The organism is Amycolatopsis keratiniphila, assembly GCF_000400635.2.
Taxonomy (GTDB): Bacteria; Actinomycetota; Actinomycetes; order Mycobacteriales; family Pseudonocardiaceae; genus Amycolatopsis; species Amycolatopsis keratiniphila.
Map to the genome: position 1 here is coordinate 3655128 of NC_021252.1, position 21493 is coordinate 3676620.

Sequence of the window (21493 nt, forward strand, 5' to 3'; positions counted from 1 at the left end):
CGAGCCAAGCCTGGATCTCGCGGACGATCACACCCCAGCTTGCTCAGATCAAATTCCAGCAAGTCACGACTGCAGGAAGGACGTCACCCCGCTGGCCGAGCTCAGTCACCGGTAGCCCCCTTTGATGATGGCCCCCGAGCGGCACCGGAGTGACAAACTCTGCGCTGCCGCACGTCGAGCTCGGTTTGGTCGTAATGCTCACCGACATCGTTGCCGAGCGTCTATGCGTCTCTCGATGACTTCAGCGTGATCAGCAGGTTCGAACACAGCCACCCTTCCACAGTCGGCGGTTGCATAGTCCTACGGCGGCCAGATTGACTTGTTCACCGACCTGTCCGACGGCCATGCTCACTGCCGCACTCCATAACTTTGATCTGCCGAGCAGCACGGGTTTGACACCTGGAGAACCTGAGATCCAGTCAGCGAGGAGCTAATATCGAATGAGCGATCATCCTATGCGGTTCTGGCAAATGGACCGACGCGCACTGTCCGATTCCATCTTCTATGTTCTCATCATCGCGACCACTGCCTTCATGGGCGGCTGGGCATGGGCAGCCGCATTAGGTGTGGCACTTCTTCCCATGCCTGCGTGCGTTCGACTATCTGACGCTACCCTGCGATCGCCCGACATCACCGCGGATCACCGCGCCAAAGCTTGGGAGTTACGCTTAAAGTCCTCGGTCATCCCAGCAGTTTCTGTCATCTTGGCGATACTAACGAAATCGATCAAAAGTGAATCTTACGGAACTGCGATTCTTATAGTCGCATCAGTCTCAGGCGTGGCAATGTGGACAATTCTAGTCGAAATATTTGCCCTTTGGGCTCGATACAGGAACCTCGACAGGTCAGCGGCATCCAATTCCGCTGACTAACTCATGCATCTTTCAAGTAATCATACTCGTGCCTGCAGGGCCGCGGTCCTGCAGGCACGAGTATGGAAATTATCGGCTAGCCGCAACGGAAATCTGAATCGAACGACAACTTTGCAGCTAGCACAAGTGGCCCACCTCGACCGCACTATACTTTCGCCACACAAGTAGATTACCAATCGGACGCAGCCGATCTTATCGAGGGTCGGAGCTCAAATATGCGGTCCAAATCTCATCGGAGGCCGATGTCCAGTCGAACTCAACATCGAACTCGTGTCCAACCTTTAACATCCGGTCACTGCACATAATGGCTCGCACCCTTGATCCGCATTCAAGAACGAGTTCTCCCTGGATATCGCAGATATACCCACGATCCTGGAATATTGACTCCTCAATCGACTCTACCGAGACAAGCTTCGCTGGAATTATCATGTCCAGGGGTGCAACGCCGGTTTCGCAGCAGCTCACTTTCGTCTTGAGTTGACGGGCATGTTGAGCCTGAAACCTGGCCATCTCAAATGGAACCCCCAAGAAATATTCACGACCACCTGAAGTGCGCCTACCCAAGTGCGCAAGTACTGACAGTAGATCTCTTTCCTGAGCTTCAAAACATTCTTCCGGGTCGGAGCTCCAGCTATTTGCTATACTCAGCCCATATCGAGCAGCATCCCGCCGATGTTGATCAATTCTCCGAACTGCATCCGAGCTGCTCCCAACCTTGATAACGTCGTTACTGAACTGAAGCACGTAGAGGTGCCCGTGCAAAGCCGGCTCGACAGCCGACCGAAGTTGCGCAGATCGTGTCACTTGCCGGAACCTACGGCAGACCCCCGACAGAAACGCTTCGCAACGCTTCCGACACCAGCGCTATGCCACGCAGAGCTCCTGGTGGCAAGTCTGCGGGTTCCACGCGGTCAGAGATCGCGCGTGAGCTCAGCCCTTGGCGCCGCCTTGCGCCTACTGCCCCTCGTACACGCCATAGAACGTTTGATGACGCTAGAAGCCGGCATCAGATCGGCGCCCGCCGACGACGACACCTTCGTATCATCGCGAACAGCGACGCGTAGCGAGCGAGCTACACGGATGACGGCTCCACCCCAAGACCTGTCCCTTCGTCATCGTTGCCGCACGGAAGGGGCCACGTCTTAGCGTTCCCGGATACCGACACCAACTGCGGCGCCTGCGCCTCACCTCCTGTGCAGACCGATGATCCGTGCGGGCAATGAGGTTGGAGAAGTGCGGATGGTGTGCGATCACCCACTGGACACCGCTTTTAGGTGAGATCCCAACTGTAGCGATCCGGTCTCACACATCCGCGGCGACGTAACAGAGTCGACATGAACCCGACTGTCAGGCATGACACGAGCAAGGAAGAGTACGGTCGCGCGGGGGAAGTTCGTGGCCCGCCTGACGCTGGCGGTCTTCCTAGTTGTCTTCCTGGTGAATCACTGGTTCACTCCCGACACCGTGAACATCGAGGGCATCGCGAAGGGAGCTTGTGAGGTACTCAAGCAACGACTACCCGTCCGGGTAGCCCAAAGCGACGGCGAAGAGCGGTCAGGGTCACTGGTGTCGGCCGCCATCGTGATGTGGGACGGCTCGTGCCAGGCGAACTTCCGCGTGGCCGACGTACCCGAACGCAAGTCGTACCTGATCACCGTTGGCCCGACCACCCGCCTGGTCGACGCGTTCTTGAACCAGTTCATCGTCTTCGAGATCTAAGCCCAGGTCTCATAAAGGCCGGAACTGTCTTCTCAGGTCATCGAGCACGCGGATCCGGAGAGTGCTGGCTTTCGATCTGCGCAGTGCATGAAATTCGTTCATGACAGGTCTGGCGCTGCCAGTCGGTCCCGTAGACGGCGACCCTCGCTCTCTTGGCGCGTGGCGAGACACGGAAGTCTCGCCTGTCAGCTCGTCAGTTGCAGCCGTGGACAGTGAACACTTCGCCCCTCAGACACTAGATAGAAGTAAAAGTGTCCTCACGCTCAAGGCCCCTTTTGTTGTCGATCGTAGCGTAGACCTCTACTCGGGTCCGTGCAGACGATGCCCTCCCGTTCGTTCGCTCAACTTCCGCCAGTGCTTCGATCGCCGCCTTGAACCTCTTGAATTTGACTTCAGGATCTACCACAAGCTTGTGCTCTCAACCGCGCTGGTCGCTGCCGTCGCTCGGCGACTGGCCAGTTGTCCGTTCGTGTACGCTGATGGCTGCGCATGCTGGCGCATCAGCTGGTTGCCAGCCTCGGCGATCTCATGTGATGCTGGACCTACTGGTCGTCGCTGCCGACGGTATCCACGAGACGTTTTCGGATCTGTTCGACCTTGTCCACGGGGTAGTCCCGCACAGGCTCGAAGATGGGTAGTTCCGTTCTGATAAGGGGTTGCAGCGGCGCAGGCACGTAGTCAGAGTCGTCGTACTCCTTGGAGGCTGTTTTCGCTCGTTCGTAGGCGATCTTAGCCTCGCCAGTTAACGAGACGGTCTCCAGGAAGTCGAGCATCGATTTTGTTTGCATCCAAGACCAGTCATCATCGCCGCATCCGCCATCATCGGTACTCCAATAGGTATTCAGTTCTTTTTCGGCACGCTCGAACATCGCTGCGCGCAGCGCCGCCAGGCGTTTGCTCGCCTCGGCTCCAGGCAAGAATTGCAATGCGGCGTGTGCTTCGACCAACGTTGTCCATTCCTCGGTGTCGGATTGCGCGACCGGGTCGCCCGATATCGTTCCGAGCAGTTTCACGATCAGTCGACGCGAGATTTCCTTGGGAATCAATGTGCTTTCGTGGATCTGCTCAACGAGATCAGCAAGGTGGGCGAAATAAGATTCCCGCATCTCAGTGGGGTTTTGCTCAATCCGGCCGACTACGAAATTCGCCAAGTCGGGAGATTGCAAGTTCTCGGCAACGCTCAGTGCGCGGGTCAAGTTTGCAGCCCAACTGTCGTCTTCTTCCGATTCGCCCGTTTCAACTTCCTCAAATGTTCTGATGACAGCTTGAGCGATCGCCGCGCTATGTCGATAGAGGTGACCGGCTTCGCCGTTCTCGTCGAACTGTGAAGCCAAGGAAACCATATGCATTGCCTGGCCGGCGGTGTTCACACTTGCCAGCAGTTCAGGAAGTCGAACCAAGTTGCCATTCATTCTGGCCTGTAAGTAGTCACCGACAGACGGGTTGTGAAAATCGATAATTCGATCATTGTGGAACAAGTCATTGCCGAACCCGATCGTGATCAGGGTTCCTTGCAAGGTTCTCAGGGCGCGATAGAACAGTCGCGGGTCTAGGTCGACACTGAGTCTGGATCGGTAGTCAAGCCATACCTCATAAAGATGCTCGGACAGCGCTCCGAATCTAAAAGTGGCCAACACCTCGAGTAGGTGAACGGCTGCGTCGTCGAGGTCTTCCTCGACGATGTGTGCCCAGATCCGTTCTGGGTTGTCCAGATTGCGCAGCAGCTCCTCGGCGACACGACCAGAACGCGCCGCCAGACGAAGCGTACTGGTGATCTGCCGTGGGTTGAAGTTCGGATGGTGGATCAGCTGCGTCCAGGTTCTCGGTTCGGCGATCTTCCGCCTATCGTCGTCGCAGAGGTCCAAGCTCTCGACGTGCCGGTAGAGGATTTTGGCTCGCGTCTCTCTCGTCAGGTTCTGTAGTTCGATGACACAGGTCAGCGGGTCGAGTTGCTCGTCATCGAGCTTCGGGTAGCGTTGTTTGGCCTGTGCAAGTATGTACTCGCGGGTTGTCAAGATCAGCTTCTTGCCGCTTGTATTGCGGATCCTGCCAATTACCTTGATTAGCCGGCTGTCCTCATTCTTGTTGAACATATGTTCCAGTGCGGTCTGACCAAGAAAGTCGTCATAGTAGAAAACTTGCTTCGTGTCGTCGAGCCAGGCGTTATCGAGCTCTTTGACATCCTCGGACACCTCGACCAATTGGTACCCTTCATCGACATACGATTTAGCGAGCATCTTGGCCATCGTCGTCTTGCCGATGCCCGGTATGCCAGAAAGAAGGCAAACGGACACGGTTTCCAGAACGCTCTTCGCTAGGTCGTAAGCCGGCGTTGGCACGAAAGTTCGCGCGCATTCGACGAACCCGTCGAGCAGGTCCGATGACCTTACCACCGTGTTCTTGTGGAGGACGCCTTGCAGCACAGCGGTGCCACTCAGCCAGAGACGGTGGTGGCGTACCACGATCGTCGGCCGCTTCTTAAGCTCCGCTTCGATCTGCTCGATACCGTAGAGATCACTGGGAGATCTAACGTGGGGAGCCAGATCACGGCACAACGAGTTTTTCGCGTCGACCGTCAGCTCGACAGTCGACGCTAGCAAGTACCTGGTGGGTCGCATGACGTCAAGTTTGGGGCGCTCCACTGTACGCATATGTTTGAGCAGCGCGGGCCGTCCACTGCGAACCCAGTGCTTGCACTGGACCACGCTCATCGTCCCGTCGTCGGCAACGTGCCTCAGGTCGATACCGTGATCCTTGCCCGCAGCGAAGATCTCCAACGGCAAGCCGAGGATGTCCTCGAACAAGTCCCTGCAGAGTGCCTCGAATCCCTGCCCGTCGAGCCGAACGATGTCAGACGCGTCCATCTGCCTAGTCTGCCGCACTGCCGTTGGTTCGGCTCGCGTCTGTCGCTGAAGAACTTGTAAGTCGTCAGCCTCGACCTAGCTAGGCTTGGGGACTGCGGCCGAGGTATACCGGCATCTGCAGTCGTGTGGATAGTGAGCAACCCGCCCCTCGGACACGCGCAGTACCCTACGGGGTGGAGCGGATGGTCACAGTGACCGTCCGCTCTTTCGCGTTATGACCGTGGACACGGTCGGCAGGGAATCAATCCCGGTCACGGAGCGCTTACACGGGCGTGAAGAAGATTGGTTTCCTGTCCTTCGGCCACTGGTCACCGAGCGCGCACTCCGAGACGCGGTCCGCGGCCGACTTCCTGCATCAGTCGATCGACTTGGCGGTCGCGGCCGAGGAGCTCGGCGTGGACGGCGCGTACTTCCGGGTGCATCACTTCGCGCGGCAGGCGGGGAGTCCGTTCCCGTTGCTGTCGGCGATCGGGGCCCGGACGTCGAAGATCGAGATCGGTACCGGCGTGATCGACATGCGCTACGAGAACCCCATGTACATGGCCGAGGAGGCGGGCGCCGCCGACCTCATCTCCCGCGGCAGGCTCCAGCTCGGCGTCAGCCGGGGATCCCCGGAGCAGGTCATCGACGGCTGGCGGTACTTCGGGTACGGGCCGGCGGAGGGGCAGACCGCGGCGGACATGGCCCGGCAACGCACCGAGGTCTTCCTCAAGCTGCTCGAGGGGGAGGGGTTCGCCCAGCCGAATCCGCGGCCGATGTTCCCCAATCCGCCGGGGTTGCTGCGGCTCGAGCCGTATTCGGAGGGGCTGCGGGAGCGGATCTGGTGGGGGTCCAGCTCCAACGCGACCGCCGTGTGGGCGGCGGAGCAGGGCATGAACCTGCAGAGTTCCACCCTCAAGGACGACGAGACGGGGGAGCCGCTGCACGTCCAGCAGCGCAAACAGATCGAGGCCTACCGCGAAGCCTGGAAGGAGGCCGGTCACTCGCGTGAGCCGCGGGTGTCGGTCAGCCGAAGCATCTTCGCGTTGACCAACGACCTGGACCGGGCGTATTTCGGCCGCGACCGGAACTCGCGGGATCAGGTCGGCATGATCGACGAGACGACCAGGGCGATCTTCGGGCGGTCGTACGCCGCCGAGCCGGACGAGCTGGTGCGGGCGCTCAAGGAGGACGAGGCGATCGAGGCCGCGGACACCTTGCTGCTGACCATCCCGAACCAGCTCGGCGTCGAGTACAACGCGCACGTGCTGGAGAGCATCCTCACCCACGTGGCGCCGGAGCTCGGCTGGCGCTGAGAATGCGCGATTCGGCGGATGGGCCGGGGTGTTCCGCTCGTTACGATCGGGGCATCCCCGGCCATCGGAGGGTCCCGTGAGACTGCCCCGATCCCTGTCCTGCCTGGTCCTGGCCCTCGGCTTGGCCTTGCCGTCGACCGCGCAAGCGAGCGCTCCCGCCCCGCTCGGCGGCGGGAGCGTGTTGCAGAGCAGCGCCGCGACGCGGTGCATGGCCGGGTTCGCCGCCGTCTCGGGGAATACCGGCTACCTGATCGCAAGTTCGGCCTGCGGCAAACCCGGTGACACGATCCGCAGCGCCGGCCGGGTGGTCGGGGTGGTCGTGGGTGCCCAGACCCCGCCGACGGGCGCGATCGTCATCCGGGTGACCAACACGACCGACTGGCGGCTGGTGGCCTCCATCCCGCCCACCGAGCCCCGCGTGACGATCGCCGGGTCGGTCGAGGCGCCTGTCGGCGCGTCGGTGTGCCGGTACGGCGCGACCACGGGCTGGCGGTGCGGCATCATCCAGGCGAAGAACGTGTCGATCACCTTCCCGGAGGGGACGCTGACCGGCTTGACCCGGACTTCTGTCTGCGCCGAGCCGGGGGACAACGGCGGGCCGTTCGTCAGCGGGACACAGGCACAGGGCGTGCTGGTCGGTGGCAGCGGCAACTGCTCCAGCGGCGGCTCCACCTTCTTCGCCCCGGTCAACCGGGTCCTGTCGGCCTACGGGCTGACGATCCTCGCCGGAACCTAGAACGGCAGCGCCCTCGGATACGGGGGAGGGGAATGCCGCGTGAACGCCGGGGTGGTCGTCACCCGGGTTTCCCGGACGATGTCGAAGATCGTCTGGAGTTCCGGGGCGAGCGTGCCCGCTTCGGAGTTCAGCGTGGCGGGGCCGGTCGACGGCCAGCGTCCGTGATCCAGCCGCCGTTCCAGCGTGCGCAGGGCGGTGATCTCCTCGGACGCGGTGAACACACAGTGGCCTGCGCGGTTCACGAACAGCTGACGCAGTTCGTCGCCCGGCCCCACTCGTTCGGCGTAGGCGCGTTCGTGCGCCGCGGGTGCGGTGCCGTCCGCGACGGTGTGCATGGTCAGCACCGGGACCGGCGTGAGACCCAGCGGCAGCCCGAAGCGGGCCAGATAGACCGCCGCGGCCGGATCCGGGGTGATTCGGGGCGCCTTCGCCAGCCGGTCGAGGTCGGCACCGAGGTCGAGCCCTGCCTCCGCGTAGGCGCGTTCCACCAGCGTCCGCTCTCCGGAGTTCGCCAGGATCCGCCGGTAGTCGACACCCACGTTCCAGCCCGGGTTGCCGCCCGCCCGCTGTTCCAGCGCGACCCTGTCGACGCCGAACGCGCCGGCGCGGTAGAAGCGATCCCATACGCCCTGCCAGAAAACCTGATCCGCGACGTCCGACGGGCGGGGTTGCGTGGCGTCCAGCCAGCCTGGGATCTCAGCCAGCGCGTTCGCCAGCGCGAGGCGCGCCCTGCCGCCCGGATTCGCGGTGGCGGCCTGCACCACGTCGACGAATCTGCCCACGTTGGCCGCGGGATCGGTGATCCGCACCAGTTGCAGCCGCGCGTCGAGCAGCGTGTTCAACGCGTACCCGAGATCGAGCGACGAATTCCAGTGCGCGGCCCCGCCGGCGAGGTTGCCGCAGAAGGCCATCAGGCCGTCGAACCGGCGCGGGTTCCGCTCGGCGAGCAGGGTCGCGGTGATCGCGCCCACCGATTCGCCCGCCGCGATGGTTCGCCGCGGCGGGCCGACCGTGCGGGCGAACCAGTCGTGCAGCCGGGTCTGGTCGGTGAGCGCCTCCTCGATCGACCAGCCGCGCACGGTCCGGTACTGGGACGCGGCCAGCGCGTATCCCTGTGCCAGTAGGAAAGACTCGGTCGCGGGCTGTGACGTCAGCGCGATCCGATCGGGTTCCGGATACGCCAGGGAGTACATCCCGTGACTCCACAGCATGAGCGTGCCGTTCCAGTTTTCCGGCACCAGCACCAGATAGCGTGCGCCTTCGAGTTCGCCCTCGTACCTGGTGACCGGGCCGCCGGCCGAGGCGCGGGGCGCCACCAGCCCCAGGAAGATCGTGAGCAGGGCCAGGAAGACCAGTCCGCGTCGTGCCACGACGACCACCCCCGCGCCTCATCCTTCGCCGCGCGGAGTGTGGTGTCGAGGTCCGCCCGGCCTAACTGAAGATGACCGAGCGGAGGAGAAGTCTGTCCGAGCCGCGGCCGCCGTGAGGGCGGAGCGAGAAGTAGGAATCGCTCTTGCAGTCGTCGTCCAGGAACACCACCGCGGTCGAGTCGGTGTTGTTCCGCGGACGGAACGCGTCGACGTCCCAGTCGGCTATCTCGGGTATTTCGATGCATTCGCCGCTGGGCGGGTCGACCAGGGTTCCGACCTGGATTTCTTCGTCTTCGTCGTAGTAGCGGTAGGTGAATTCGCCTTCGGCGGCGGAGGCCGCGGCCGGGATCGTGAAGCAGAGGGCGACGGCACTGGCGATGGACAGGAAAGCGGTTCGTGTACGCATGGTTCGACGTTAGGACGAAGATCAAGATCTCCGGTAGGTCTCGCGGCCGGATCCACTCGGGGGAGTGGACCGAACCCGGACGGTGATCGATAGTGAGGGCATGTACACCGGCAACCCCGACGTCCCCGACGACGTGTTCGCGGACGTTCTCGGCCAGATCCACGATTTCGTGCGCACCCGGGTGATGCCCCGTGAGCTGGAGATCATGAACACCGACGCCATCCCGGCCGATCTGCGGGCGCAGGCCGCGGAGATGGGTCTGTTCGGTTATGCGATCCCCCAGGAGTGGGGCGGGCTCGGCCTCGACCTGGTGCAGGACGTCGAGGTCGCGATGGCGCTGGGGTACACGTCACTGGCGTTGCGGTCGATGTTCGGCACGAACAACGGGATCGCCGGACAGGTGCTGGTCGGGTTCGGCACCCGGGAACAACAGGACCGGTGGTTGCCGGGGATCGCCTCGGGTGAGGTCGTCGCGTCGTTCGCGCTGACCGAGCCGGGCGCGGGATCGAATCCGGCCGGGCTGCGGACCAGCGCGAAGCCGGACGGTGACGGCTGGGTGATCGACGGCGGTAAGCAGTTCATCACCAACGCCACCGAGGCCGGCCTGTTCGTGGTGTTCGCGCGGACGGACACCGGGATCGCGGTGTTCCTCGTGCCGGCCGACGCGCCGGGCATCACGGTGGGGGCGAAGGACGCGAAGATGGGGCAGGAGGGTTCGCGGACCGCGGACGTGACGTTCTCGCAGGTCCGCGTCGGGCCCGACGCGTTGGTCGGCGGGGACGGCGAGGTCGGCTACAAGGCGGCGATGACGTCGCTGGCGCGCGGCCGGATCCACATGGCGGGCCTCGCCGTCGGAACGGCGCAGCGAGCGCTGGACGAGTCGGTCGCGTACGCCGCGACGGCGACCCAGGGCGGCACGCCGATCGGGGATTTCCAGCTGGTGCAGGCGATGCTGGCCGATCAGCAGACCGGTGTGCTCGCCGGTCGCGCGCTCGCCCGCGAGGCGGCGCGGGCGTATGTGACGGGGGAGGACCGGCGGATCGCGCCGTCGGCGGCGAAGCTGTTCTGCACCGAGATGGCGGGCAAGGCCGCGGATCTCGCGGTGCAGGTCCACGGCGGGAGCGGCTACATGCGCGAGGTCGCGGTCGAGCGGATCTACCGGGACGTCCGGTTGATGCGGCTGTACGAGGGCACGAGCGAGATCCAGCGGTTGATCATCGGCGGCGGGCTGGTGCGGGCCGAGAAGAAGAAGGCATGACGCGGCCGCTCGACGGGGTCACCGTCGTCGCCGTCGAACAGGCCGTGGCCGCACCGCTGGCCACCCGCAACCTCGCCGACCTCGGCGCGCGGGTGATCAAGGTGGAACGCGTCGACGGCGGGGATTTCGCCCGCGCCTACGACCACGCCGTGCACGGCAGCGGCGCGCATTTCGTCTGGCTCAACCGGGGCAAGGAATCGCTCGCCGTCGACCTCAAGACCGGCGAGGGCCGTGACGTCGTCCGCCGGCTGGTCGCGAAGGCCGACGTGTTCGTGCAGAACCTCGCCCCCGGCGCGGCGGAGCGGCTCGGTTTCGGTGATCTGCGGGCGGATCACCCCGAACTGGTCGTGGTGAACCTGTCCGGGTTCGGCGCGGGTGGGCCGATGGAGCGGCGCAAGGCCTACGACATGCTGATCCAGGCCGAGGCCGGGCTCATCGCGATCACCGGCACCCCGGACGCGCCGGCGAAGACCGGGATCCCGACCGCCGACATCGCCTCGGGCATGTACTGCGCGCAGGCGGTGCTGGCGGCGTTGCTGCGCCGCTGGCGCACCGGCGAGGGCGCGACGATCGAGGTCTCGATGCTGGAAGCGACCGTCGAATGGATGGGATACGCGCTCAACACCCGGATGTACGCCGGCACCGAGCCCGAGCGGATGGGGCTGAGCCACAGTTCGATCGCGCCGTACGACGCCTTCCCCACGCGTGACGGCCAGATGCTCATCGGCGTCCAGAACGACACCGGCTGGCGCACGCTCGTCACCGATGTCCTCGACGCGCCCGAACTCGCCGACGACCCGCGCTTCACCACCAACGTTCAGCGGGTGGCTCATCGCGACGAGTGCGACACCGCCGTCGCCGCCAGGACTTCGTTGTGGTCCAACAGTGAACTCGACGAACGGCTCGCCGCGGCCGGGGTTCCCGCCGCGCAGCTCAAGGACGTCGGCCAGGTCGCCGATCATCCCCAATTGCGGGCGCGCGACCGGTGGCGCAAGGTCGGCACCGAATTCGCCCGGGTCGACGCGCTGCTGCCGCCGGTGACGTTCGACGATTTCGAGGCGTGCATGGGCGATGTCCCGGCCCTGGGAGAGCACACGCGTGCGTTGCTCGTCGAGTCCGGAGTGGACGCCGACGATTATCTTCGCCGCGGCATCGCCCGCTGATTTTCGGAAGCGACTGGAGGAACTCCAGGTTTACGATCAAGATCATGCGATTCGCCATCAAGACTTCGCCGCAGGACACCGTTTGGTCCGACATGCTCGCCGTCTGGCAGGCCGCCGACGAGATCGAACTCTTCGAATCGGGCTGGACCTTCGATCACTTCTATCCCATTTTCTCGGATTCGACCGGTCCGTGCCTGGAAGGGTGGGTGACGCTCACCGCGCTCGCGCAGGCCACGAAACGGCTCCGGCTGGGCACGCTGGTCAGCGGAATCCATTACCGTCACCCGGCGCTTCTCGCGAACATGGCCGCGACGCTGGACATCGTTTCCGGCGGACGCCTGGAGATCGGCGTCGGCGCGGGCTGGAACGAAGAGGAATCCGGCGCGTACGGCATGGAACTGGGCACCGTCAAGGAGCGCAGTGACCGGTTCGAGGAGGCCTGCGAGGTCCTCGTCGGCCTGCTGACCCAGGAGACCACCACCTTCCAGGGCGAGCACTACCAGCTGACCGACGCCCGCTGTGAACCCAAGGGCGTGCAGAAGCCGCATCCGCCGATCTGCATCGGTGGCAGCGGCGAGAAGCGCACCCTGCGCACGACCGCGAAGTACGCCCAGCACTGGAACTTCGTCGGCGGCACGCCGGAGGAGTTCGCCCACAAGCGCGAGGTGCTGTACCGGCACTGCGCGGACATCGGCCGTGATCCCAAGGAGATCACCTTGTCCTCACACGTGCGCCTCGGCACGGACGGTGACTACGCGAAGGTCGCCGCGGAGGCCGAAGCGCTCGGTGAGGCGGGCCTCGACCTGGCGATCATCTACCTGCCGCCGCCGCACACGCCCGCCGTGCTGGAGCCGCTCGCGAAGGCGCTCGAACCGCTGCGCTGAGGTCTCGGAGGCCGGCCGGGGAGCGACGGACCGTTGCGGAACCGGCCGGTCTCGCTATACGGTGACAGAACTAGAACAGGTTACAGTTCTGCACGGTGGGCTGACCGAGGAGCGGACATGGCGAACAGGGCTGCGCGCGGCGACGAGGCCGACTACGTGGTCGTCGGATCGGGCAGCTCGGGCGCCGCGGTCGCTGGCAGGCTGGCGGCGGCCGGGGCCAGCGTGATCGTGCTCGAAGCGGGTAAGACGGACGAGAAGATGCTCGTCAAGAAGCCGGGGCTGGTCGGCCCGATGCACGCGGTGCCCCAGCTCAAGAAGCCGTTCGACTGGGGCTACTACTCGGTGCCGCAGAAACACGTTCTCGATCGCCGGATGCCGGTGCCGCGCGGCAAGGTGGTCGGCGGCTCCAGTTCCATCAACGGGATGGTCTACGTGCGCGGCAACCGCGCCAACTTCGACTCCTGGGCCGCCGAAGGCAACAAGGGCTGGGACGCCGACAGCGTCAACGCCGCGTACAAGCGGATGGAGGATTTCGAGGACGGCGAGAACGACTTCCGCGGTGCGGGCGGGCCGATCCGGGTCACTCGCAACAAGACCCCGCAGGAGGGCACGCTCCAGTTCCTCCAGGCGACCGCCGACGCGATCGGCTGCGAGATCCTCGACGACTACAACGCCGAGTCCCAAGAGGGCGTCAGCCGGATGCAGCAGAACGCCGCCGACGGCCTCCGCTACAGCGCCTCACGCGGCTACATCCACCATCTCGCGCCCGCCACGCTCCAGGTCCAGTCCGGGGTGCTGGCGAAGAAGGTGGTCATCGAGAACGGCCGTGCCGTCGGTGTCGAGGTCGTCGACGCGAACGGGGGCCAGCGCATTCTGCGCGCGGGCAAGGAGGTCATCCTCTCGGCGGGCTTCGTCGGATCCGCGCAGTTGCTGATGCTGTCCGGGATCGGGCACGCCGAGCACCTGAAGGAGCACGGCATCGACGTCGTCGCGGACCTGCCGGTCGGCGACAACCTGCACGACCACATGTTCCACGCGTTGACCTTCCGCGCGTCGTCGAGCAAGAACCGGGGCACGCCGCCGTACTTCGCGCGCGGCCTCGTCAGCGAACTGATGCGGCCCGGCACGACGTTCCTGGCGAACTCGGTCTTCGAGGCGGTCGCCTTCCTGAAGACGTCCCAAGCCGCCGAGGTGCCCGACCTCCAGCTGCACCTCCTGCCGTGGGCGTACGTGACGCCGAACCAGGACGCGCCCATCCGGCACGACGTCGACAAACGTCCCGCGCTCACCGTGCTCACCACGCTGATCTACCCGAGGAGCCGCGGCACGCTGCGGCTCGCTTCGGCCGATCCCGCCGCGGCGCCGCTCATCGACCCGCAGTACCTGTCCGACCCGGCCGATCTCGAAGTGCTCGGCGAGGGCTCGGAGATGGTCCGCGAGATCTTCGCGTCGAAGGCGTTCAACGGTTCGATCAAGGAGGAGCTGCACCCGGGCAAAGCCTTGCAGGGGCAAGAACTGCGCGACGCGATCCTGAACCGCGCGACCTCGGTCTACCACGGCGTCGGCACCTGCCGGATGGGCGTGGACGAACTCGCGGTCGTGAGTCCCGACCTCAAGGTTCGCGGGGTCGAGGGCCTGCGGGTCTGCGACGCCTCGATCATGCCGTCGATCACCGGCGGCAACACCAACGCGCCCGCCATCATGATCGGCGAGATGGGTGCGCAGCTTGTCTTGTCGGACAACTGACGGAAAGAGGGCCATGACCGTCACACCGCTCGCGCTCACCCGTCCGGCGTCGGTGACCGACGCGTTCCTCCGGCGGCTCGCCGCCCGCGTGCCGGGCTCGTCCGGCGCGACCTGGAAACTGACCGAGGTCTACACCGGCGAAGTGCTCGTCGAGCTGCCGCAGTCGACCCCCGCCGACATCGAGCAGGCGTTCGCCACCGCGCGCGCCGCGCAGGAGAAGTGGGCCGCCACCCCGCTCAAGCAGCGGCTGGAGGTGTTCAAACGCGCGCACACGCTCTTCGTCGACAACGCGCCGGCCGTCACCGACCTCATCCAGGTCGAGAGCGGCAAGAACCGCCGGATGGCGATCGAGGAGACCTGCGATCCGGCGATGGTGATGAGCCATTACCTCACGCGCGCCGCCAAACTGCTGGCGCCGGCGAAACGCGGGGGACCGGTCCCGTTCCTGACGACCTCGACGGAGCTCCGGCAGCCCAAGGGCGTGGTCGGGATCATCGCGCCGTGGAACTTCCCGTTCGCCACGGGTATTTCCGACGCCGTGCCGGCGCTGATGGCCGGGAACGCGGTGGTGCTGAAGCCCGACAACAAGACCGCGCTCTCCCCGCTCTACGGCGTCGAGCTGCTGGAACAGGCCGGGCTGCCGAAGGGGCTGTTCCAGGTGGTGTGCGGTGAGGGCCCGGACGTCGGACCGACGCTCATCGGTCAGGCGAACTACGTGATGTTCACCGGTTCCACCGCCACCGGCCGGGTGATCGGCGAACAGGCGGGCCGCAACCTCATCGGCTGCTGTCTCGAACTCGGCGGAAAGAACCCGATGATCGTGCTCGAAGACGCCGATCTCGACGAGACCGTGCAGGGTGCGATCTTCGGTGCTTTCGGCAACACCGGGCAGATCTGCATGCACATCGAGCGGATCTACCTGCCGGAGTCCCGCTACGAGGAGTTCAAGAACGCCTACGTGGCCAAGACCAAAGCCCTCGACGTCCGTGCTGCCTACGACTTCGGGCCGGACATGGGCTCGCTCGTCTCCGTCGACCACATGCACCGGGTCAAGTCCCATGTGGACGACGCCGTGGCCAAGGGAGCGACCGTCCTTTGTGGAGGAAAACCGCGGCCGGACCTCGGTCCGGCGTTCTTCGAGCCGACGATCCTCGAAGGCGTCACGAAGGACATGCTCTGCGGCGTCACCGAAACCTTCGGACCCGTTGTCGCGCTGCACAAGTACCGCACGGTCGACGAAGCCGTCGCGCTCGCCAACGACACCGAGTACGGCCTCAATGCCTCCGTCTGGGGCCGTGACGTCGGCACCGCGCGTGCGGTGGCCGCGCGGATCGAGTCCGGCAACGTCAACATCAACGACATCCTGGCCACCGCGTACGCCTCGAAGGGGACGCCGTCCGGCGGGGTCAAGAACTCCGGCGTCGGCGCCCGCCACGGGGACCAGGGCCTGCTCAAGTACACCGACGTGAAGAACGTCGCGGTGCTCAAGAAGCAGGTCATGGGTCCCCGCGGCGGCCAGACCTACGAGAAGTACGTCGAGGGGATGCTGTCCGGGCTGAAAACCATGCGGCGGCTGCGTATCCGCTAAACGTCGTCGGTGTGCTGCGGCGCGGCCAGCACACAGGCGATGCTCAGCACGCACATCCCGATCAGCAGGCCGATCGCCGGCCAGACACTGCCGGTCGCCTGGAACAGCAGCGTCGACACCAGCGGCGAGAGGCCGCCGAACAGCGCGCCCGCGAGCTGATAGGACAGCGAGATGCTGGTGTAGCGCGCCCGCGGCCGGAACATCTGCGACAGGATGGCGGCGATCGGGCTGTAGGTCGCCGTCATCGCCAGGCGCATCGCCACGAACGCCGCGATGATCAGCACCGCGTTCTTGGTCGAGAGCACCAGGAACTGCGGGGCCGCGAGCACGGCGACGCCGACGAGGCCGATGACGACCACCCGCACCCGGCCGAAGCGGTCGCCGAGCCAGGCCGCGCCGAAGCTCACGGCCAGTTCCACGAAGGCCGCGATGGTGAGCGCGTTGAGCACCAGCGATTCGGAGACGCCGACGGCCGGATCGGTCGCGTACGCCGTCGCGAACGTGGTGACCAGGTAGTAGCCGCCGACCGCGACGGGCAGCACGCAGATGCCCAGCAGGATCGGCTTCCAGTTGGTCCGCACCGCGTACAGGATCGGCACGCCCGTTTCTTCGGCGGTTTCCTCGAAGACCGGTGACTCCTCGACCTTCAGCCGCACGAGAAGGCCGACCCCGATGAGCAGCGCGGACGCGAAGAACGGGATCCGCCAGCCCCAGGTGGCGAGCCATTCCGTGCCGCCGGTGCTCAGCAGGCTGAACAGACCGGTCGCCAGCAACGCGCCCGCGGGGTTGCCCGCCTGCGCGAACGCGCCGTAGAACGTCTTCTTGTCCGGTGGCGCGTGTTCGACGGCCATCAGCACGGCGCCGCCCCACTCGCCGCCGACGGCGAGCCCTTGGACGAACCTGAGCACCACGAGCAGGATCGGCGCCCACGTGCCGATCTCGTCGTAGCCGGGCAGGCAGCCGACCAGGAAGGTCGCCACGCCCATCATGGTCAACGTGACCACGAGGGCGGTCTTGCGGCCGATCCGGTCACCGACGTGCCCGAACACGATGCCGCCGAGCGGCCGCGCGAAGAAGCCGACGGCGTACGTCGCGAAGGCCGCCGCGACACCGGTCAGCCGGTCGCCGGTGGCGGGGAAGAACACGGTGCCGAAGACGAGGCTCGCGGCCGTGGCGTAGATGTAGAAGTCGTACCACTCGATCGTGGTGCCGACGAAGGCCGCGAGCCCGGCCCGGCGGGCTCGGCGGAGCGACTGCGTGTCGGTTCGGACGGTCATCGGGCCACCTCGCCGTCGATCCAGGTTTCCAGCACGCCGATGCCCGCGATCCGGCTCGGGTCGCAGGTGAGGGGATTCTCGTCGAGCAGCACGAAATCCGCGCGTTTGCCGGGGGTGATCGAGCCGAGGTCGCGTTCCCGGCCGAGCACCCGGGCGCCGGCGATCGTATGCGCGGCGACGGCCGACCGGACGTCGATCAGCAGGTCGTCGCCGCCCAGCCGGTGGCCGCGGCGGGTAGTCCTGGTCACCGCGGTCTGGATGGCTTCGAGCGGATTCGGCTCCGCGACCGGCGCGTCCGAGCTCAGCGTGACCGGCACGCCCGCCGCTTGGAACTCACCGAGGGGGTTGAACCGTTCGCCGGGGGTGCCGACGGCGTCGGTGACGCCTTCGCCCCAGTTGTAGTAGTGCTGGGGCTGGTTGACCGGGTGGACGCCGAGCGCGGCCATCCGCTCGATCTGCTCCGGGGAAGGCAGCCCGCAGTGTTCGATGCGATGCCGCGCGTCGGGCCGGGGAGTCCGCTGCTGCGCGTCCTCGATGGCGTCGAGCACCATGGCGATCGCGTCGGGGGACTGGGCGTGGGTCGCGGTCTGGAGCCCGGCTTCGTGCGCCTTGTCGATGAGCGCGGCGTAGTCCTTCGGGTCGTGGTAGAGCTGCCCGGTGCGACAGGGGTCGCCGACGTAGCCGTCGGGGAAGTACGCGGTCCACCCGCCGAGCGTGCCGTCGGCGTAGAACTTGATCCCCGCGAAAGCGAGGCGAGCGGTGCCGAAAGCGCCGTGCAGTCCCATTTCCAGGGCCTGGTCGAGCAGATGGGACAGCAGGTACATGTGGACGCGTGTCTTGAGCCGCCCGGCCTCGTCCAGCCGCAGGTACATGTCGAACTCGCGCCGCGTGACCTGGGCGTCGCCGATCGCGGTCACCCCGGCGGCGAGGAACTTCTCCTGCGCCGCTGCCAGTTGCCGCGCGTGCTCCTCCGGCTCGTCCTCGAGGTGGAAGTTCGGCCCGTGCCGTCCGACCTTCACCCCGGCGACCCCGGTGAGGATGTTGCACGCCGCGTCCGAGAGTTCGCCGGTGAGTTCGCCGTGCTCGTCGCGGAAGAACACGCCACCGTCGGGATCCGGGGTGTCGCGGGTGACGCCGTTGCGCCGCAGCGTGAAGCTGTTCACCACGCCGCCGTGCCCGCTGGCGTTCATGAGGTAGACCTCGCGATCGCCGGCGACCGCGTCGAGTTCTTCCTTGCGGGGATGGCGTTTCTCGGCGAGGTTGCGGTGCTCGTAGCCGTAACCGCGGATCGGCCTGCCCGCCGGGGTGTTCTCGGCCGCCGCACGCAGCAGCGCGACGATCTCGGGAATGGTCGACGCGCGTTCGGGACCGCAGTCGACCCAGGTCATCATCTGCCCGTACATCAAGGGATGCGCGTGCGGATCGACGAATCCCGGCAGGAGCGTGCCCGGCAGCCGCCGCACCTCCGGGTCGGGACGGCCGAGGCTCGCGGCGCGGGTGCGGCACTCGTCCAGGGAACCGACCGCGGCGATCTCCTCGCCGAACACGAGGACCGCTTCCGCGCCTTCGGTGGCGTCGTCGACGGTCACCAGCTCATCGGGACGCAGGATCGTCGCTCGCGCGTCGAGGACTGAACGATCGAGGGGCAACAGGCGCATCGGGCGGACTCCTGGGGTTTTCGACGGTGAAGTGGGGCGAAGGTAAGCGACGAAAACTCCGGGCGCAATCAGATCATTCGTACACGGACGGTGTTCACGATCGATTTGCCCGCGATCATGAACACAACGCGCTATCTCGGCTGTTCTGCGGGCGTTCACGCCGGTGATATGGTGCGTCCCGCCGTCGGAAATTCAGCAGAGGAGAAATCGCGTGGACGACGCGCTGGTCGCGGCTTTGCGCACGGACGGCCGGATGAGCGTCGCCGATCTGGCCAAACGCGTCGGGGCTTCGAGGTCGGCCGTGTCGGCCCGGCTGGAGCAGCTGAAGGCCGACGGCTCGCTGAACGTGGTCGCGGCGGTCCACCCCGAGTTCCTCGGCCTGACCGCGTACGCGCATCTCGCGATCCGCACTTCGGGCCGCTCGCGGGCGACGACGGACGCCATCGCGGCGCTGCCCGCCGCGGCGTTCGTCTCCGCGGTGAGCGGGGAGTACCAGACCGTCGCCGAGCTGCGGTTGCCCGACTCGCCCGAGCTCTATCGCACGGTGGCCGACATCCGCGGCCTGCCAGAGGTGGAACAGGTCAACACCCTCGTCTACGTCGACGTGGTCAAGGGCCTGTTCATGCCGGGCCGCCCGCTGCCGCCCTGGTTGCGGCTCGACGACCGCGATCTCGCGATCATGCTGCGGTTGCAGGCCGACGGGCGGGAAAGCTACGCGAGCATCGCCGAGCACGTCGGGCTGTCACCGTCGGCCACGCGCACCCGCGTGCGCTTCCTGGTCGAGCACGACGTCATCCGGATCGCGCCGGTGCTCAGCCGGGCCCGGCCGGACGCCGGCCTCGTCTGCGGGATCGGCCTGAACGTGCGGGGAGCCGGGGATTCCGTCACCGCCGCGCTCGCCGCGCGGGAGGACACCGAGTTCCTCGCCAGGACCATCGGCCGGTTCGATGTCGTCGCCACCATCGCCGCGCAGTCCGCCCGCGCGCTCGACCGGGCGCTCGAAGAGATCAGCGGCCGACCCGACGTCGTGACCGCGGAGACGTGGGTCCACCTCCGCATCGCCAAGGAACGCTATGAGTGGCCGTTGCCGACCGCGGAGGAGCTCGCGCGGCGCTAAGCGTTGTCCAGCAACGCTTTCCGGATCTCGGTCTTGAGCACCTTGCCGATCTTGGACCGGGGGAGATCCGGCCAGACCAGGATCTCCTTCGGGGTCTTGATGCCGCCCAGCCGCTCCTTCACCGCGGCGCGGAGTTCCTGCGCCGCCGCCGTTCTCCCGGAGTGGAGCTGCACCACGGCGGTGATCTGCTCGCCCCATTTCTCGTGCGGCAGCCCGATCACGGCGCAGTCCTGCACCGCGTCGTGCGCCATGAGCGCCTGCTCGACCTCGGCCGAATAGACGTTGAAACCGCCGGTGATGATCATGTCCTTGGCGCGGTCGACGATGTAGAGGTAGTGGTCCTCGTCGAGGTAGCCGATGTCGCCCGTGTGATGCCAGCCGTGCGCGCTCGCCTCCGCCGTCGCCTCCGGATTCTTGTAATAGCCGAGCATCACCAGTGAACCGCGGACGACGATCTCGCCGCGTTCGCCGGGCGGGAGCAGCTCGCCCGTGGCGGACATGATCGCGACCTGGGTGAGCGGTGTGGGCCTGCCCGCCGACGTGAACCGTTCCAGGGCAAGGGATCCATCGGCGTGGACGTGCTCGGCGGGGGAGAGGGTGGAGACCATCATGGGGGCTTCGCTCTGCCCGAACAGCTGCCCGAAGACCGGGCCGATCCGGGTGATCGCCTCGGCGAGTTTGGTGGCCGACATCGGCGCGGCGCCGTACCAAAGGCATTGCAGCGACGAAAGATCGGCGTCGTCGAGCGCCGGATTGTCGAGCAGCAGGTAGATCAGCGTCGGTGGCAGGAAGGTGTGCGTGATGCGGCGGCGTTCCACCAGCGCGAGGAATTCGCCGAGGTCCGGCGAGGGCATGACGACGATCTCGCCGCCGAGGGTCAGGACCGGGAAACAGAGCACACCCGCCGCGTGTGTCAGCGGCGCGAGCGCCAGATAACGCGGTCGCCCGGTGAACGGGTAGCTTATCAGCGTGAGCGCCGACATCGTCTCGACGTTAGTGCCGCTGAGCATCACCGCCTTGGGGCGTCCGGTGGTTCCGCCGGTGCCGACGAGCAGGACCATGTCGTCCGGCGGCGTTTCCTCCCAGGGCTCGGCGCCACCGAGCCAGTCGGAAAACGGGACGGCGCCGGGCATCGTGCCGTCGAGACAGACCACTGTGGACAATTTCGGCAGGCCGGGGAGCATCCGGGAGACGAGCGGTGCGAAGGACTCCTGCACCAACAGGCAGGTGCAGTCGAACAGGTCGAGCAGTTCCCTGTTCTCGGCGGCCTCGTTGCGCGGGTTGACCGGGCACCACACGGCACCGGCCCGGCTGATCCCGAAGACGCAGCCGAACGACAGGGGATCGTTCCCGGACAGGATCGCCACCTTGTCGCCCGGTTCGACGCCGGACCGGGCCAGCGCCCGCCCCACCCGCCACGACAGCTTTTGGACTTCGCCGTAGCTGAGCGAGGTGTCACCCATGGTGAGGCAGGGTGCCGCCGGATCGAGTGAAGCGCCCTTGTCGAGGTAGTCGGTCAGTCGCACGCGCTCGTCCTTCC

General features: G+C 66.0%; 15 protein-coding genes. 9 read left to right on the forward strand and 6 right to left on the reverse strand.

What is annotated here, in order from left to right:
- Positions 1–2267: 2267 nt before the first annotated feature.
- Positions 2268–2591, forward strand: a complete 324-nt coding sequence (locus AORI_RS83365; protein WP_016333702.1) for a hypothetical protein — start codon at positions 2268–2270, stop codon at positions 2589–2591.
- 542 nt (positions 2592–3133) lie between these two features.
- On the opposite strand, the gene AORI_RS57725 is transcribed toward AORI_RS83365, so the two are convergent.
- On the reverse strand, positions 3134–5455 hold the full coding sequence (locus AORI_RS57725) for an nSTAND3 domain-containing NTPase (RefSeq protein WP_123798405.1): 2322 nt from the start codon (positions 5453–5455) through the stop codon (positions 3134–3136).
- A gap of 272 nt (positions 5456–5727) precedes the next feature.
- Between AORI_RS57725 and AORI_RS57730 the strand changes: the two genes are divergently transcribed.
- Together AORI_RS57730 and AORI_RS57735 are read left to right on the forward strand one after the other, a co-directional pair.
- On the forward strand, positions 5728–6750 hold the full coding sequence (locus AORI_RS57730; RefSeq protein ID WP_016333704.1) for an LLM class flavin-dependent oxidoreductase: 1023 nt from the start codon (positions 5728–5730) through the stop codon (positions 6748–6750).
- A 76-nt stretch (positions 6751–6826) separates the two neighbouring features.
- On the forward strand, positions 6827–7486 hold the full coding sequence (locus tag AORI_RS57735; RefSeq protein ID WP_016333705.1) for a S1 family peptidase: 660 nt from the start codon (positions 6827–6829) through the stop codon (positions 7484–7486).
- Here the strand turns inward: AORI_RS57735 and AORI_RS57740 are convergent.
- Complete coding sequence (locus tag AORI_RS57740) at positions 7483–8856, reverse strand: DUF6351 family protein (protein WP_063751891.1); 1374 nt, start codon at positions 8854–8856, stop codon at positions 7483–7485. The two genes, AORI_RS57735 and AORI_RS57740, sit on opposite strands and share 4 nt — an antisense overlap.
- A 61-nt stretch (positions 8857–8917) precedes the next feature.
- On the reverse strand, positions 8918–9262 hold the full coding sequence (locus AORI_RS57745; protein WP_016333707.1) for a hypothetical protein: 345 nt from the start codon (positions 9260–9262) through the stop codon (positions 8918–8920).
- Between the two features lie 100 nt (positions 9263–9362).
- Here AORI_RS57745 and AORI_RS57750 point away from each other — a divergent pair, with 100 nt between their 5' ends.
- The 5 genes from AORI_RS57750 (at position 9363) to AORI_RS57770 (ending at position 15901) form a co-directional block, all read left to right on the forward strand.
- Positions 9363–10520 (forward strand): acyl-CoA dehydrogenase family protein, encoded by a 1158-nt coding sequence (locus AORI_RS57750; protein ID WP_016333708.1) that lies wholly within the window; start codon positions 9363–9365, stop codon positions 10518–10520.
- On the forward strand, positions 10517–11683 hold the full coding sequence (locus AORI_RS57755) for a CaiB/BaiF CoA transferase family protein (RefSeq protein WP_016333709.1): 1167 nt from the start codon (positions 10517–10519) through the stop codon (positions 11681–11683). The genes AORI_RS57750 and AORI_RS57755 overlap by 4 nt, the downstream gene beginning before the upstream one ends.
- A gap of 44 nt (positions 11684–11727) precedes the next feature.
- The gene (locus AORI_RS57760) at positions 11728–12567 is read left to right on the forward strand and encodes an LLM class F420-dependent oxidoreductase (RefSeq protein WP_016333710.1); all 840 of its coding nucleotides are present in this window, start codon (positions 11728–11730) and stop codon (positions 12565–12567) included.
- 117 nt (positions 12568–12684) lie between these two features.
- Positions 12685–14313: a GMC family oxidoreductase gene (locus AORI_RS57765; protein WP_016333711.1), complete on the forward strand. Its 1629-nt coding sequence runs from the start codon at positions 12685–12687 to the stop codon at positions 14311–14313.
- Between the two features lie 13 nt (positions 14314–14326).
- On the forward strand, positions 14327–15901 hold the full coding sequence (locus AORI_RS57770) for a succinic semialdehyde dehydrogenase (RefSeq protein WP_016333712.1): 1575 nt from the start codon (positions 14327–14329) through the stop codon (positions 15899–15901).
- Here the strand turns inward: AORI_RS57770 and AORI_RS57775 are convergent.
- Both AORI_RS57775 and AORI_RS57780 read right to left on the reverse strand, forming a co-directional pair.
- Positions 15898–17178 (reverse strand): MFS transporter, encoded by a 1281-nt coding sequence (locus AORI_RS57775; protein WP_016333713.1) that lies wholly within the window; start codon positions 17176–17178, stop codon positions 15898–15900. The genes AORI_RS57770 and AORI_RS57775 overlap by 4 nt on opposite strands.
- Positions 17175–18836, reverse strand: a complete 1662-nt coding sequence (locus tag AORI_RS57780; RefSeq protein WP_016333714.1) for an amidohydrolase — start codon at positions 18834–18836, stop codon at positions 17175–17177. The genes AORI_RS57775 and AORI_RS57780 overlap by 4 nt, the downstream gene beginning before the upstream one ends.
- Before the next feature lie 211 nt (positions 18837–19047).
- Between AORI_RS57780 and AORI_RS57785 the strand changes: the two genes are divergently transcribed.
- Entirely contained in the window at positions 19048–19953 is a 906-nt protein-coding gene (locus AORI_RS57785; protein ID WP_016333715.1) for an Lrp/AsnC family transcriptional regulator, read from the forward strand.
- On the opposite strand, the gene AORI_RS57790 is transcribed toward AORI_RS57785, so the two are convergent.
- On the reverse strand, positions 19950–21479 hold the full coding sequence (locus AORI_RS57790) for an AMP-binding protein (RefSeq protein ID WP_016333716.1): 1530 nt from the start codon (positions 21477–21479) through the stop codon (positions 19950–19952). The two genes, AORI_RS57785 and AORI_RS57790, sit on opposite strands and share 4 nt — an antisense overlap.
- Positions 21480–21493: the final 14 nt, after the last annotated feature.

Excerpts from the sequence above, each read along its gene's own strand:
- AORI_RS57765 (WP_016333711.1), top strand. The coding sequence starts at position 12,685 with ATGGCGAACAGGGCTGCGCGCGGCGACGAGGCCGACTACGTGGTCGTC.
- AORI_RS57760 (WP_016333710.1), top strand. The coding sequence starts at position 11,728 with ATGCGATTCGCCATCAAGACTTCGCCGCAGGACACCGTTTGGTCCGAC.
- AORI_RS57725 (WP_123798405.1), bottom strand. The coding sequence starts at position 5,455 with ATGGACGCGTCTGACATCGTTCGGCTCGACGGGCAGGGATTCGAGGCA.
- AORI_RS57745 (WP_016333707.1), bottom strand. The coding sequence starts at position 9,262 with ATGCGTACACGAACCGCTTTCCTGTCCATCGCCAGTGCCGTCGCCCTC.
- AORI_RS57770 (WP_016333712.1), top strand. The coding sequence starts at position 14,327 with ATGACCGTCACACCGCTCGCGCTCACCCGTCCGGCGTCGGTGACCGAC.
- AORI_RS57755 (WP_016333709.1), top strand. The coding sequence starts at position 10,517 with ATGACGCGGCCGCTCGACGGGGTCACCGTCGTCGCCGTCGAACAGGCC.
- AORI_RS57775 (WP_016333713.1), bottom strand. The coding sequence starts at position 17,178 with ATGACCGTCCGAACCGACACGCAGTCGCTCCGCCGAGCCCGCCGGGCC.
- AORI_RS57750 (WP_016333708.1), top strand. The coding sequence starts at position 9,363 with ATGTACACCGGCAACCCCGACGTCCCCGACGACGTGTTCGCGGACGTT.
- AORI_RS57780 (WP_016333714.1), bottom strand. The coding sequence starts at position 18,836 with ATGCGCCTGTTGCCCCTCGATCGTTCAGTCCTCGACGCGCGAGCGACG.